General features: G+C 35.8%; 13 protein-coding genes and 1 tRNA gene. 8 read left to right on the forward strand and 6 right to left on the reverse strand.

Features of this window, described 5'->3' with window-relative positions:
* Positions 1–31 precede the first annotated feature (31 nt).
* The 6 genes from RYK20_RS03755 (at position 32) to RYK20_RS03780 (ending at position 5,591) form a co-directional block, all read left to right on the forward strand.
* Positions 32–1,417, forward strand: a complete 1,386-nt coding sequence (locus tag RYK20_RS03755) for a tetratricopeptide repeat protein (RefSeq protein WP_314894470.1) — start codon at positions 32–34, stop codon at positions 1,415–1,417.
* Between the two features lie 6 nt (positions 1,418–1,423).
* Entirely contained in the window at positions 1,424–2,092 is a 669-nt protein-coding gene (locus tag RYK20_RS03760; RefSeq protein ID WP_297979889.1) for a DedA family protein, read from the forward strand.
* Positions 2,093–2,173: 81 nt separating this feature from the next.
* Entirely contained in the window at positions 2,174–2,827 is a 654-nt protein-coding gene (locus RYK20_RS03765; protein ID WP_314894481.1) for a DUF4290 domain-containing protein, read from the forward strand.
* A gap of 4 nt (positions 2,828–2,831) precedes the next feature.
* Positions 2,832–4,139 (forward strand): UDP-N-acetylglucosamine 1-carboxyvinyltransferase, encoded by a 1,308-nt coding sequence (gene murA / locus RYK20_RS03770; protein WP_314894471.1) that lies wholly within the window; start codon positions 2,832–2,834, stop codon positions 4,137–4,139.
* A 101-nt stretch (positions 4,140–4,240) separates the two neighbouring features.
* Positions 4,241–4,314: transfer RNA gene (locus RYK20_RS03775), tRNA-Arg, on the forward strand.
* A gap of 113 nt (positions 4,315–4,427) precedes the next feature.
* Positions 4,428–5,591 carry a tyrosine-type recombinase/integrase gene (locus tag RYK20_RS03780; protein WP_314894472.1) on the forward strand — a complete coding sequence of 388 codons (1,164 nt, stop codon included), beginning with the start codon at positions 4,428–4,430 and terminating at the stop codon, positions 5,589–5,591.
* 26 nt (positions 5,592–5,617) lie between these two features.
* Here RYK20_RS03780 and RYK20_RS03785 read toward each other — a convergent pair whose 3' ends face one another.
* A complete protein-coding gene (locus tag RYK20_RS03785) occupies positions 5,618–6,691 on the reverse strand; it encodes an XRE family transcriptional regulator (RefSeq protein ID WP_314894473.1) in 1,074 nt (357 codons plus the stop codon).
* Positions 6,692–7,053: 362 nt separating this feature from the next.
* Between RYK20_RS03785 and RYK20_RS03790 the strand changes: the two genes are divergently transcribed.
* Entirely contained in the window at positions 7,054–8,319 is a 1,266-nt protein-coding gene (locus RYK20_RS03790; protein ID WP_314894474.1) for a DUF4041 domain-containing protein, read from the forward strand.
* 29 nt (positions 8,320–8,348) lie between these two features.
* Positions 8,349–8,840 (forward strand): hypothetical protein, encoded by a 492-nt coding sequence (locus RYK20_RS03795; protein ID WP_314894475.1) that lies wholly within the window; start codon positions 8,349–8,351, stop codon positions 8,838–8,840.
* 25 nt (positions 8,841–8,865) lie between these two features.
* Here the strand turns inward: RYK20_RS03795 and RYK20_RS03800 are convergent, their stop codons facing one another.
* Genes RYK20_RS03800 through RYK20_RS03820 form a run of 5 tightly spaced genes read right to left on the reverse strand, consistent with a single transcriptional unit; the run spans position 8,866 to position 14,875 of the window.
* Positions 8,866–13,047 carry a tape measure protein gene (locus tag RYK20_RS03800; protein WP_314894476.1) on the reverse strand — a complete coding sequence of 1,394 codons (4,182 nt, stop codon included), beginning with the start codon at positions 13,045–13,047 and terminating at the stop codon, positions 8,866–8,868.
* A gap of 55 nt (positions 13,048–13,102) precedes the next feature.
* Positions 13,103–13,612: a hypothetical protein gene (locus RYK20_RS03805; RefSeq protein WP_314894477.1), complete on the reverse strand. Its 510-nt coding sequence runs from the start codon at positions 13,610–13,612 to the stop codon at positions 13,103–13,105.
* Positions 13,609–13,767 (reverse strand): hypothetical protein, encoded by a 159-nt coding sequence (locus RYK20_RS03810; RefSeq protein ID WP_314894478.1) that lies wholly within the window; start codon positions 13,765–13,767, stop codon positions 13,609–13,611. Before RYK20_RS03810 ends, RYK20_RS03805 begins: the two co-directional genes overlap by 4 nt.
* A 6-nt stretch (positions 13,768–13,773) precedes the next feature.
* Positions 13,774–14,283, reverse strand: a complete 510-nt coding sequence (locus tag RYK20_RS03815; protein ID WP_314894479.1) for a glucosaminidase domain-containing protein — start codon at positions 14,281–14,283, stop codon at positions 13,774–13,776.
* The gene (locus tag RYK20_RS03820) at positions 14,264–14,875 is read right to left on the reverse strand and encodes a hypothetical protein (RefSeq protein ID WP_314894480.1); all 612 of its coding nucleotides are present in this window, start codon (positions 14,873–14,875) and stop codon (positions 14,264–14,266) included. Before RYK20_RS03820 ends, RYK20_RS03815 begins: the two co-directional genes overlap by 20 nt.
* Positions 14,876–14,929 lie beyond the last annotated feature (54 nt).

Genomic DNA, 14,929 nt, shown 5'->3' on the forward strand with positions numbered 1-14,929 from the left:
GTTTGAAAAATGCAAGCATCTAATACTAGAAATGTTTCCAAAACAAGACGAACGCTTAGAGATTGTTACTCGGTTTGAGGCAATTCTTAGCGAACATAGAATGATTTTCTTTGATACTTACCAGTTTGAAGATATTATACTTTATTACCTAGAGAACAGCAAATTTTCTAAGGCAAAGCAGGCTATAGAAATAGCACTAGAACAGCATCCTTCTGATACAACTTTGCGACTATTCCAAGTAGAGGTACTTATATATGAAGATAATCTCCACCAAGCTGGAGAAATCCTAGATGAGATTATCGCCATAGAACCTTATAACTCAGAGGTGTATGTACAGCGAGCCAATCTGTACTCAAAAAAAAATAATCATTCCAAAGCCGTTGAACTTCTTGAATACGCTACCTCTTTCACAGAGGAAGTCTCTGATATACATTCTCTTATAGCAATGGAGTATGTGTATATGGAGCAATATGCTTTGGCTAAAAGGCACTTTAAAAAATGTCTAGCTCAGGATCCTGATGATTATTTTTCACTTCAGCAACTCTTACATTGCTATGATTTTCTTAAAGAAAACGAGCAGGCTATTCGCTTTCTGACAAGTTTTCTTGATAAAAATCCTTATTGTGAAGTCGCCTGGCATAGCTTAGGACAGCAGTATGTAATGCAGAATAATCTTCCTGCAGCTCTTGAAGCCTTTGATTATGCAATTATCAGTGATGATACTTTTACAGGGGCTTATTTTGAAAAAGGAAAGGTGCTAGAACGGCTTAAGCGTTATCCAGAAGCGATTGATAACTATAAGATTACACTTTCTTTAGACGATCCTTCTTCTTTTGCCTATTTACGAATTGCTATCTGTTATGAAAAGATAGGAGAACGCTCTACTGCTGAGCAATATTACTTTAAGGCTGTCCATGAAGACCCGCAATCTAGCAAGGCTTGGCTGGCTTTAGTGGATTATTATGCTCGGGAGGATGATTATGAAAAAGCTCAAAAATATGTCTCAAAAGTACTGATTAATGAAGGAGATAATCCTTCTTATTTAAAGCGTTGTGCTGAGATATATGCACACGTAGGAGCTTATTCTGAGGCTATACAAATCTATCAGCAGGCTATAGAATTAGGGGATTATTCTGTAGAAATACGTAATGAACTTACTGACCTTCTCCTTCTCGAGAAGCATTACCAGCAAGCACTTATACAATCGCTCAGTACATTACAGCTTTATCCAGCAGAAGCGATACCTTATTACCAAACGGCAGTAGCTTATTTCTATCTGGAACAACCTACAGAGAAGAATTTTTACCTCTCTGTAGCGATGGATAAGGCTAGGGAATGGCTGCCTCATTTTGAGAAAAAATATCCCAAAGTATTTTCCAATCATACACAAGAATTGTCAAAAAACACTAATTATTAAAAGCAAATGGAACACTTTGAAAGCTGGAAGGATCTTGTAAATCCTGAGTTTTATATTAAGTTAGGAGGCTACTGGCTCGTATTATTCATTATTTTTGCTGAAACAGGCTTATTTGTAGGATTTTTCCTTCCAGGGGATAGTCTTCTTTTTATATCAGGAATTTATGCAGTTACTATGGTGAAGGATACTTTTGGAATTACAGGGAGTGATTTATTGGATACAACTATTATAGCATCCTCTATAGCATTGGCTGCCATTATAGGAAATATGGTTAGTTACTGGTTTGGAAGAAGAAGTGGAGATAGTCTTTATCATAGAGAAGATTCTTTCTTCTTTAAGAAAAAATACTTACAAAAAGCTCACGATTTCTATGAAACTCACGGAGCTGTGGCTGTAATAGCAGCACGTTTTTTACCTATTGTACGTACTTTTGCTCCTATTGTTGCAGGGATTGTAGGAATGACTAAGGGGAAATTTATGTTTTACAATATCATAGGGGCTATAGCTTGGTCTTTCTCTCTAGTTTTTATGGGACACTATCTAGATAAATTATTTATAGAACAGTTTGGGATAGATCTGAAAAAGCATCTGGAGTATATAGTTCTCTTTATTGTACTGATTACTACTGCTCCTATTCTTATCAAGTTATTGATGCCTTCAAAGAAATCTGAATAATTAATAAAATGATAGGGTAAATATTCTTTTAAAAATATTACCTTTGTACCCACTTATCTTTAAACAATGAATAGAAATAGAATGGAGTCATTAGAACTAGAATACAATACAGAGAGAAACCCCTTAATTATTCCTGAGTATGGTAGGCATATTCAAAAAATGATAGAGGCAGCTACCAAAATTTCTGATAGAGAATTACGTAATAATACAGCAAAAGCCATTATTGCTATTATGGGGAATATGAATCCTCATCTGAGAGATGTCCCTGATTTTCAGCATAAATTATGGGATCAGCTCTTTAAAATGTCTAATTTCCAAATAGATGTAGATTCACCCTTTGAGAAGCCTACTCAGGAAAGTATCACACCTAAGCCCGAACGATTAATTCCCCCTCAGCAACATCCCAAATATCGTTTCTATGGGAATAATATCCTTAAAATGATTGAAGTTTGTAAAAATTGGGAGGAGGGAGAACTTAAAACAGCCCTTAAGTTTACCATCGCTAATCATATGAAAAAATGTTTTCTAACTTGGAATAAGGAGACTGTAGAGGATAGCGTTATCTTCCAACATTTGTATGAATTGAGTGATCAGAAGATAGACTTAACTAACTATGAGGAGAACCTGAATACACAGCCTAAGCATTATCAAAAGAAAAATACTGTAGCCACTAGGAAAAAATTTTCTAACGGAAAGAATAATAATAATTCTCCTCAATACACTAAAAAGAGATAGTATTATGGAAAGTTTTAAGATAGAAGGAGGACATAGGTTAAGTGGTAGTATTACCCCTCAAGGAGCTAAGAATGAAGCTTTACAGGTGCTTTGTGCAGTTCTTCTTACAGATGAGAAGGTAACCATTCATAACATTCCTAATATATTAGATGTCAATAAACTTATTGGTTTATTAGAAAATTTAGGAGTAAAGATACAGAAATTGGGTAAAGGTTCTTACTCATTCCAAGCAGATGAGATTAATATAGATTATCTTTCTACTCCAGAATTTGCCAAACAAAGCCAAGCTCTTAGGGGATCTATTCTTATAGTGGGACCTTTATTGGCTCGTTTTGGTTATGGAGGAATCCCCAAGCCAGGAGGAGATAAGATAGGACGTAGGCGATTGGATACTCACTTTGATGGTTTTGTGAGTTTGGGAGCTACTTTTACCTATACTCAAGAGAGTCATTTTTATACTGTTACAGCACAAAAATTGGAAGGGAATGATATTCTCTTAGATGAGGCTTCTGTTACAGGGACAGCTAATATTGTAATGGCTGCTTCTCTGGCCAAAGGAACTACCACGCTTTATAATGCAGCTTGCGAACCCTATCTTCAACAACTCTGTAAGATGCTAAACCAAATGGGGGCTAACATACAAGGGGTGGGCTCTAATAAATTGATTATCCAAGGAGTAGATAAGCTTAATGGTTGTACCCACCAAATACTACCTGATATGATAGAAATAGGTAGCTGGATAGGAATGGCAGCTATGACTCAGAGTGAATTAACAATCAAAGATGCAGGCTGGGAGCACTTAGGGATTATCCCTTCTGTATTTGAGCGATTGGGAATCTCTTTGGAGCGTAGGGGAGAGGATATTTATATTCCAGCGCATACCCAAGGGTATGAGATACAGACTTTTATAGACGGTTCTATTCTAACTATTAGTGATGCTCCTTGGCCAGGATTTACCCCAGATCTTTTGAGTATTATTCTTGTTACAGCCATACAGGCCAGAGGAGAGGTGCTGATTCACCAGAAAATGTTCGAGAGTCGTTTGTTTTTTGTTGATAAACTTATAGATATGGGAGCAAAAATTATCCTTTGTGATCCCCATAGAGCAGTAGTAATAGGGAACGATTTTAGATCTCAGCTACGTGCCACTACAATGACTTCTCCAGATATCCGAGCAGGAATAGCCCTATTAATAGCGGCTTTATCAGCGAAAGGGATCTCAACTATTCACAATATAGAGCAGATAGATAGAGGATATGAGCGCATTGAGGAGAGATTACAAGCCATAGGTGCAAAAATTATGAGAGCATAAAATATTTGTTTTTAATTAGTTACAAAAAAAATAAAATAAAATTAAAAAAAATATTTGTAGGTTTGCAAAAAAGTCGTATCTTTGCACCGAAATAATCAACAGGCCTCGTGGCGCAACTGAATAGCGCATCTGATTACGGCTCAGAAGGTTACAGGTTTGAATCCTGTCGAGGTCACAATATGGTAACGCTCTTCCACTCAACGCGTTACCTTTATTTTTATCGTGTATTTTCGTCTGTAATTCTTTCAAAATCGGCAAGGTAATCGACAATGAAAAAAATTACAGATTATGGTTACAAAAACTTTTGAAGGATGTAGCTACACCGAATTTTGGGTGTCTCCTGCCAATTGGCAAAAAGCTACTAAAAAAGATTTAGACAAAGAATGGTATGTGCAATGTACTTTCTTTGACCCTCGCTATGAAAAGAAGTATCCTAAAGGCTTTCCCTATCGTAAAAAGGCTAATAGACCTAACACTATAGAGGAGCGAAAAGAAATGATTTCTTTTCTTCTCAAAAATATCCCCAAACAACTTAATGATGGATATAATCCTATCATTAGGAAGTATATGCATCTACAAAAGGAGGGGTTATATCCTGATTTGCATTTCATTGAGGCATATAGGCGTGCCTTGGAGATAAAATCAGGCACTAAATCACACCTTTATAACATAAAATGCGCTATAGATAGATTAGAAAAGGCTAGTGAGGTTCTCGAAATGCAGAACATTAAGGTTAAAGACTTGCGACGTGTGGATTTAAAGCGTATGCTTGACTGGCTACAACTCCCTGATAAGTATTATAACAGATTCGTGATTTACTTCTCAAGTCTGTATCGAGAGCTTATAGAGTATGAGTGCTGCGAGAGTAATATTACAAGGGATATATACCCTAAAAAGACTTTCAAAGAACCCCGCCTTGTGCTTGAAAAAAGTGAATTAGACAAGGTAAAGGAACATTTAGAAGAGCATTATCCTGATTTTTATCGTTATATGATGATATTCCTCTACTCAGGAGCACGTAACACAGAGCTTTTCAGACTACAGCGCAAAGATGTAGATTTGGATAAGCAGGAGTTTGTTATACTCCTTGAAAAAGGCGGACAGTATAAACGATGTACTAAGGTGATACTTAGCCCTGCATTGGAATATTGGTGTGAAGTATGTGAGGAGTGTCAAAGTCCTGATGATTACCTATTTTCCTTGAACTTCGTACCCAGTAAGAAAATGGGACATACAGAGATTGTAACACGTTTCTGGAAACGAAATGTAAAGGATAAACTTGGTGTTGATGCTGACTTTTACGCTCTCAAACACTATATGCTTGATAATTTGGATAGTGATACGGCTATGCTTCTGGCTTCACATACCAACAAGAATACCACCGCTATATATCAGGTCAATAAGGCTAAAAAAGAGAGGGAAATGCTTAAACAGCTGAAAATAGAGATATAGAAAAAGCCCCAATCAAGGGGCTTTCTTTATTCTGTAACTACTTTAAGTTTAGGTTTTATAACCGCAAAAGGTTGTTGCAGAAGATATTTTTGTATAATATCAAGGGGAAGCGAGAATGCTCTCGCAAGCTCATTCTCAGTATAACCAAGCTCCTTTAGGTGCAAACCTACAGATGTGCTAAATACTTGAGGATAATCAATGGAAACAGTATCTTTTTCTTTTTTCTTCTCTCCACTCCTGCTCAACTCAACATTAAGAAATTGGTATCTATCCTTATTTATTGCCCCTAATGAGTATGCTCGTCTGACGATAGCAGCCTTTGAGACCAACCAATAGTTTTTCAAAGCACTAAGAGCAGACACCTTGAGATTTCCCAAAGACTTTATTATAGCACTTTTTGGCATTAGAAATTCCGAAGCAAAATCATTAGCTTCTTGCTCTTTATTTCTGCTAATAGGTATAGGAAAATCAGCAGAGCAGTGCATAACCAAGTGGCCTAACTCGTGAGCTAATGTAAATCGTTTCCTATCATTGGTAAAACGTTTATTTATAACTATAACCGCAAACCCTTTAGGAGTAAAAAATGAGATCCCGTCAAACTTTTCATCGGTATTGAGTTCGTATATAATAATTCCTTTGTTCTCTATCACCTTAAAAATATCGTGTATAGGTTCATCAGGCGCTATTCTAAAATTTTTCCTTGTAAATATAGCTGCTTTTTCAGGGGTATATCCCTCTTCTAAGTCTAATGTTACTAAAGAAAAATCGGGATATTCCACAGAATCAGCCATTTCATCTATTAGACAGCCTATAAACTTACACGAAGTCTCAAAGTCCTGTAGGAGTGTCTTTGATATAGATGATTTTTTGCGATAATTCGCTATCTCTAAGTCAATATTTATCTTTTTTGCAAAGAACTCTTTAGGAAAATTGAGAGTCTCAAATATTTTCTCTAAAAGTTCATCAGAAAGTCCTCCAAGTCCTTTTTCAAACTTGGATAAGTTAGATTGTGAAAGCCCTGTCACTGCTTTTGACAATTCCGTTTGTGTGAGCCCCCTATACTCTCTGGCAAGGGTAAGCTGTGAGTGATTAACTTTCATTTTCGTTAGGTTTTTGATAAGTGCAAATATATAATTTTTATTTGAAATTGTATATAATTTTCTAACTAAGTTATCAACATTCCTTTTTAAAAACCTGTGTTATTTTTTAAACGTTAAATTTCTTTCGTATTTCTTTATAATTTCTTAATTTTGTACCTAATTTAATAATGAATACTATTTGATGGTTTGGATGATATTGCTCCTAAAAGAGACTCTTGTTACAGACTATTAAAATTCATTAATAACAATAATTTCCTTGAATAATAAAATTTGATAAAAAATACTTACTTATGGGTCTTTTTGATTTCTTAAAAAAGAAAGAGTTTGATAGGATAAAAGAATTGGAGAATAGAGTAAAGGAGTTGGAGGCTAAAAACAATTCTTTGTCTAAATATTTACCATTAACAGATATAGAAAGCCAAATAGAAAAACTAGAGCAAGACAAGATTAATATATCTAAAGAATATGAAAATCTCAGATTTCATTATCATAAAGCCCTTGCAACTTATGAAGAATTAAAAAAGAAAATAAGTATTTTTGAAGATGACTTGGAACTGGCGGAATATGGAGTTTATCAGCCTCATTTCAGTTTTGAAACATCTGAGGAATATAAACAAAAAATTCTTTTTTATAGGAATGAGGCTAAAGCTATGATAAAGGAAGGTAGTGCAGTAAATGGAGGAGATACTATCACTTGGAATGGTAGCCTTTCAAAAGGGCAAGCAATGGTAAAAAGAGAAAAGCAATTGATGTTACGTGCTTTTAACGGTGAAACAGATAGTTTTATTGCTAATGTAGATTGGAATAACATAAAAAAAATGGAAGAACGATTAAATAAATCGTTTGAAGCTATCAATAAAGTATATAAAGATCAAGGAATATCAATTTCAGAAATCTATAAAGAATATAAGACTTGGGAATTACAGCTCACTTATGAATATAAGAAAAAACTGCAAGAAGAGAAGGAAGAGCAAAGAGCTATTAGAGAACAAATGAGAGAAGAGGAGCGGGTAGAAAGAGAACTCGAAGCTGCAAGAATAAAAGCGGAAAAGGAAGAGATAATGTATATAAAAGCTCTCGAAAAAGCAAGAAAGGAAATAGGTACTGCTGTTGGTAAAAAGCAAGAGGAATTATTACAAAGGATAGCGGAACTTGAGGCGGGGCTTATAGGTGTAGAAACATTGAAGCAAAAAGCTATATCAATGGCTCAACAAACGAAAATGGGGTATGTATATGTTATTTCTAATATAGGGGCTTTTGGAGATGATGTTTATAAAATAGGAATGACTCGTAGGCTTGAACCCACAGAAAGAGTAAAAGAATTGGGAGACGCAAGCGTTCCTTTCCCTTTCGATATTCACGCTATGATATTCTCTGAAAATGCTCCTGAATTGGAATCAAAATTACATAATGTATTTGCAAATGAACGTGTAAATATGACTAATTATAAAAGAGAATTTTTCAATGTATCATTAGATCGTATAGAGGAGGAAGCAAAGAAATTAGGTGCTAAAGTAGAATTTACAAAACTTGCGGAAGCAGAAGAATATAGAAAAAGTCAGATATTGAAAAGGCAAATAAATCAACAAACAATCCCAGATATAAAAGAATTTCCTGATACAATATAATAAAAACTAATAAATTAAACATATAACAAATGAAAAAAGTACTATTGCTTATTATAGGGCTAATCGCTTTGGGGTGCTCTAAGAGTGAGGATAAAGAAGATTTTAGCCAATATAAACTGAATGTACCTGATTGGTTAGTAGGAGAATACAAATATTCGGATGGTCTTGCAACTTACAATTTTGGTTTTTCAAAAAATGATTATCTTATTTCAAAAAATGGTAAAAGTTTTTTTGAATCTTTTTCGAGTCGTCTAATAAAAGAAGATGAATATTCTTATTGGAATTATAAAGTGTATTACTTTATAAGCTACGCAACACAGACAAAAAAATATTTCAAATATTCTTTTGAGATGAAAGAAAAGAAGTGTTCCTATGAGTTAAATGGGAAAATTTTTAACCTTTGTGATGAAGACAATAAAAATGATATAGAGATTAGACGTATATATGAAGAAGTAACAGATTATGGAAAAACAATAAAAAAAATATCAGACGATACACATACATATAAGAAGGTTAAATAGAAAAGCCCCTTGATTGGGGCTTTTATTATGACCTTATTTTAATGCCTTTAGTTGTGATCTCACTAATACCTGTTTTCATATTAGCTATATCTGTTTCTATCTTATGGAGTTTATAAGTATTAGCTTCAATTCCTGCAAGGTGTCTCAATTGCTGAGCAGCATTACTTTGCATAAATTGGTTCATTTCCCTGATGAAGTTTGCAGTCTGTAATGCTGCATTCTTTATCTCAGCACTTAGTTGGGTCTGTAATCGGAATTGCCCGTTGAGTTCCTCTCCTGTATCTTGGCTCATTCTTGCAAAACCTTTCTCAGTAGCTTGGCGATTTTGTTCATTTAGAAACTCAAATCCGTTAGCTTTACCCATCTCATTCCACTGTTTAAGGAATGTCTCCATTTCAGAAACCTTACTTTTCATTGCGTTACCAAATTCACTCACAATCTGAGAGGATTGTCGAGCAAAATCCTCGCTACCATTATTATTCTTTCCTGCTTGTGTTATTTTTTCCTGTAACCTTTTAAAATGGTCTGCAATAAAAAGTTCGTAAGCTAATTGTTTTCCTAATTTTCCTATTACATTACCTACCGATTTAGCAAAACTCTCAAAAGCATCTTCTCCTTTTTGAAGAGCATTATAAACACTATCAATCACAGAAGTACCAAGTTCTCCAAAAGTATTTTTTACATATTCATCAAATTGTTTTTGAGCTTCTTGCGCACGTTCATATTGTTCAATAAGTCCCTTTAATCTTTCTTTCCCATCCCCATATAGCTCTTTTGAATCTATAATACTTTTTGCAACAGTAGCATCAAACTCTCCTGCTTTGTCAATTAGCTGAGGAAATACATCTATAAGATTATCCCAAACAGTACCTTCCTTTTCAAAAATACCCCATCCTGTCGAATAAGTACCATTAGCTACTGTTATAGCTTTATTACTGTATAAATTTTCACTCATTCGCTTCTTTAACTCACTCCTCTGATTGATATATTCTTTTAAATTATCGTTAGCAATGGCAAGTTCCTTTTTCCCAAATACAGATATATTTTCCTTATGAAGCATTTTTTCTTCAAAAAGTAATCTATTGTATTCATTCTGTTGAGCAATCTTAGATTTTGCTATCTCATAACGTTTCTTTTCAGCTTCCAATTCGTTTTTGAAATACATCTCAAATCCAGAAGTTATAAGTCCTACTACAGCACCTATTGCAGCACCAATACCCCCTCCCATCTGTGCGCCTGCTTGTGTCATTGATAAAGTTCGATTTAAGGTATTGCTTACAGTTTGCATAGTTTGTCCTATCCTCTTTAAGCTCTCATTCCCCGTACTCTGTCCAAGCTTTTCAAATTCTTGTCCTAACTGTCCAAACTCACCAGTGATTGACTGAGCATCTGAAAGAACGCCTTGTAGTGCTTCTTTCCATTCTATCGTATTGGGTTTAAACTTAAATAACCCCTGAATGTTTTTACCAAGCCTCCCAAATACTGTATCACCACGATCAGCTGTGTCTCTTGCTTGTTCCAACTGCTGGCGGAGATTTGTTATAAACTCTACATTAGCATTATCGTCCATATTAAGCACTTTTGCCAAAGCGTCAATCTCGGCTTCCGCATCTGTAATGGTTTGGCGTATCTCTTTGACAGTCTTTTTGCGTAGGTTGTCGAACAATTTAGCAATCGCTGTACCCTCTTTCTTGTAGAGTATATCCAGCTTCTTAAGCTCACGAGCTTTTTCGTCTTGCGCTTTCTTCACTTGTGGAGCATCTGCACCTAACTTAGCTTGTAATGCGGCTATATCAGCGTTGTACTTCTCCTCAATAGCTTTACGCTGGTCAGTATAGGTTTGATACTTCTCCAACAATCCATCTAACAACTTTTGCTCCTGTTGTATTTTGAGGGTGCTATTTTGCTCATTAGCTATGATTTCATTCTCATTGATTGCATTAAGATGAGCATTATAAGTAGCATCACTCATTAATCCTTTGCTATCCGCACGCTCTTTTTCTAAGGCAATACGTGCATCCTCACCCCCTCTACGAATAGCCTCTACCTTTTCATCATAATAATAACGTACGAGGGCTAATTCCTTTTCATAGCCTTCCTGCATTTGCTCGATATTCGCTTTCTGCTGGGCTAATTCGTTATCTATGGCAAGTCGTGTGGTCTGTAATAGGTGTGCTTCTTGGTCAAAAGTAGGGCGCTCAGATTTCGATTTAGAAGAAGATTTTGCCTTTAAATCATCTCCAGTTAGTCCTTTGTATTCTTTCTTCTTTGTCTCTAAGGATGCTCTTTTTTCCTCTAATTCTTTTTGAGCTTTATCTGATACACTTTTACTATTTTTATTCCTTTTCTCTATGGCTTCTATTTCTTTCTCTAAGGTTAATATTTCTTTTCGGAGAGCAATTACATCTGTTGTTTTTGTTTTTTCTTGCTCTATCATCTTTATATGTTCCTTATAAGCCTGATTGAAACGCCCTAAATCTTCAAGGGAATAATTTAGAAAAGGATTATTTGCATCTGTGAATTTCCATTGGTTTTTTGTACTTACACTCTTTTTTCTATTGAATGCTTCATATATTTTCTGTTTGGTCTCTTCTAATTGAGAAGCGTTCATTCCATTGAGAGAATTGGCGAAATTATTTACATCAAAACCAACGACAACTTTTTCCTGCTTTCCTTTTAAAATATTATCTTCCTTGATTTGACTTTTTAAATTATCAATGCTTCGTTGAATACCTAAAGCGGCAGTACTATCTACCTTTTTTTGTAGTTCCTCTAATCGTTTTATTTCAGCTTCTTTTGCCTTGATACCTTTTTCAGTCTTATTAACAGCATCTCTGGACATACTTTCGTCCATAACAGCAAACTCACCATTGACATCTTTTAGGGCTTTAGCCATATTCCTCAATAAGTCATTTAGAGAGGTATATTGGTCAAAAACTCCTTTCATTGTACTTTTCAGCATTAAGAAAGCAGTATTTCTCTGTTCCCAAGTCTTAGTTTCATCTTGTACAACTGAAATCAAATCATTTATATTCTTCTTCTGTTTATCTATGATATTTGCTTGTTCCTCCCGCAATTTGTTATGCCGTTCAGTAGCTCTTGTATTTGCATCTGTATTATCCTTCAATGCCCACATAGCAAATCCTAATGCAACAACAGCAGAAGCCACCAATACATAAGGATTGGCTTTCATTACGGTGTTTAAGGCAGCAGTAGCTATAGTTTGAGCTTTAGTAGCAGCAGTCTGAATACCTTTTGCAATAGCATCTTCCTTAGTAGCTATAGACCATCCTTTGGTAAGAGCAATATTGACTAATACCGCTGTCCTATATGTTCCGTAAGTAGCTATAAGCCCCGCTATTACCTTGCCTAATGTTTGATAGTTTTCTACCAAGAAAGAAACCCCTTGAATAGCCCCAGATATATACCCTTCAGATGCTTTTCCTATCTCATTTAGCATTTGGTCAAAGCTATCCCCAAGGTTGGATATTTGCCCTCCTAATGACTTACTTTGCTCTGCCATTAGGTTAAAGAATAACCCGCCCTCATTGGTCATATTCTTTATAACCGCTTGTACTTCTGGAAATCCTATTTTACCCGCTGAAACCATATCCTTTATTTCAGTTTCGCTCTTACCTACAACCTTACTCAATTCAGCAATAATAGGAATACCTGCATTCATGAACTGATACAAGTCATTAGTCATTAGCTTGCCTTGCGCTTTGACTTGTCCGTACACGTGTATGAGTTGCCCCATAGGCACTCCCAATCCAGCTGCTACATCACCCATACGCCTAAGCGTTTCCGTTACTTCTTGGGCAGGAACTTGAAAAGCAAGTAAGCGCTTAGCCCCTTCAGATACTTCTTCTAATCCGAAAGGAGTTTTAGATGCAAGGTCTGCCATTTGTGCCATTAAGGCATTAGCTTTCTCCTTGCTCTTTAGCATAGTGCCAAAGGATATTTCAAGCTGTTGAAATTGGGAGCGGACTTCAATTACTTGGCTAACAAAAGCTTTTGCTTGTGAAAGCGTAAAGAAAGCCATTGCTCCTTTGGCAAGGTTATTAATAGACTGCTGGAGCTTGTCTGTCTCTTTTTGGGAGCTTTTCATTGAGTCATTGAGCATTTTCTCCATTTCTTTTACACCTTCCTCTAATTTCTCAAGGCGCAAGTGGGCTTCAAAGTCTATACTTCCATTATTGTTGTTCATAATAATCTGTTTTAAATGTAAAAAAACGCCCCATTGCTGAGGCGTGGCACGCTAATCAGCGTTTGAACCTAATAAATATTATCAATCCTAAGAGTAATGTGCTTGCTATAAGCCACCAAGGTAGGGCGCTAACTTGTTTTTGCGATTTTGTGGTTTGCCGATGCTCCTGTACGATGGTGGCTTGTTGCTGGCTTGTAATAGTGCTTTCTTGCGTAATAGTATCCTCTTGGGTAAGGGCTTGGTTGTTGTTTTGGTTTATATGTATGGTTGCCTTACCTCCTCTTATAACGAGGGCTTCATTTGTGCCATCTCTCATACGAGTAAAATAGAGATCCTTAGCATTGCCAACACTATCCCTATCACTTTCAAGAGAGATTTCATAGGATTGGGATTGCTGAAGCTCAAAAGTAGCGACCTTTTGGGACTTTTCTACCCGTGTAGCACTGTCTTTTAGCTCCTTTCTTTCGGTTTTTTGCTCTTCTTTCAGCTCGGTTCGGTTTATTTTTTTGCTCCTGCAACCGAAAAGCACCATAAGAGCTAATAGTAAGTACAATTTCTTTCTCATACATTGCTTTGATTTTTTTTGATTGACTTCTCAAGCCACATAAGACCCTCTTCCAACTTCGTAATAACAAGGGATAGTTCTCTTGTACGTGGCAATTGTTCTACTTTAACGAGTAGGCTTTCATACTCTTTTTTTAGTTCTTTTACTTCTGTCATAATGATTTATTTTACTTTTTCAATTTCTTTAATTAGTGCTTTAAGGCTATCAGCATAGTTCGGAGCAGTGGCATAGCCTGCCTTTGCTACTTCCTCGGCAAACTTATAAGGGTCTGCTTTTACAAGCAACGCTTTAGTATATCGCTTGTTTTTGAAAAAGAAATTAGTGTGGTCTGTGAAACACTCCTCAGGGGTCTCATACTTCATAAACCAATCTCGTACGATATACAAGTATTTGCCGTCTGTACGTTTGGTGATACTAATCACTTCAGGGAATTTGCTCTTTTCGTTAGGCGTTGTGAGCACCTCTGTAGTTCTTAGGAGTTGTTTTTTCTCATTGGGAGTGTTTTTAGTAGCTTTTACTCCAAAAAACATATTCCCTGGCACGCTCTTACCCCAACCACTCTCCAAACCTGCCTGAGCGAGGATAAAAAGTGCCGATATACCCGTCTTACGCTCTGTTTCCAAAGCATAATGCTTATAGGTTTTGATAAAATTAATCTGTGTTTGGTTCATGGTCTTCTGTTTTAGGTTCACTTGTTTTTGTTCCATTGATTTCGTCAAAGAAATCTTTTAATTTGCCCTCTCGCTCATAGTTATAGAGAGCTTTCATAACGAATTGAGGAGGAAACTTCCCATTTGTAAGGATAAATGCGTTCTTTAGGATTTTACTGACTGGATATAGTAATGTGGTGAGTTGTACTACGCTTTTAAATATCTTACCCATTTCAGATTCATCAAGAGGAATATTAAGCAAGGATAAGGAAATATATACAGCAACTATAATAAATACCATTTCTGTATTCTTGACAAGAAATTCCTTGATGTCAAACGTTCCTGTCTTAAAATGATATACCCCCCCTACCAAAGCATTCAGTAATAATGCTGTACATATACCTGCGTAAAAGAACTCGTTTTTGTCTTTCCACATAGAGAAATACGAGTACAGCATCAACAAGGGAATGCTTTTAAAAAAGGCAATGAAGAAGTAATACACCCTATCTCTGAAGTGTATCTTATCGTCAAAGTAAAAAAGTAGTACTATAGGAGTTGCCCATATAGCTATTTTTGTTTTGGCTTTTAAAAACCATTTAAAAAATTTGTCCATTTAAGATTGATTGATTAGTTTGTCTAATTCCTCGTTGTAGTCAGGGCTTTTATC

Origin of the sequence: uncultured Capnocytophaga sp. (assembly GCF_963525585.1) — a bacterium.
Lineage (GTDB): Bacteria > Bacteroidota > Bacteroidia > Flavobacteriales > Flavobacteriaceae > Capnocytophaga.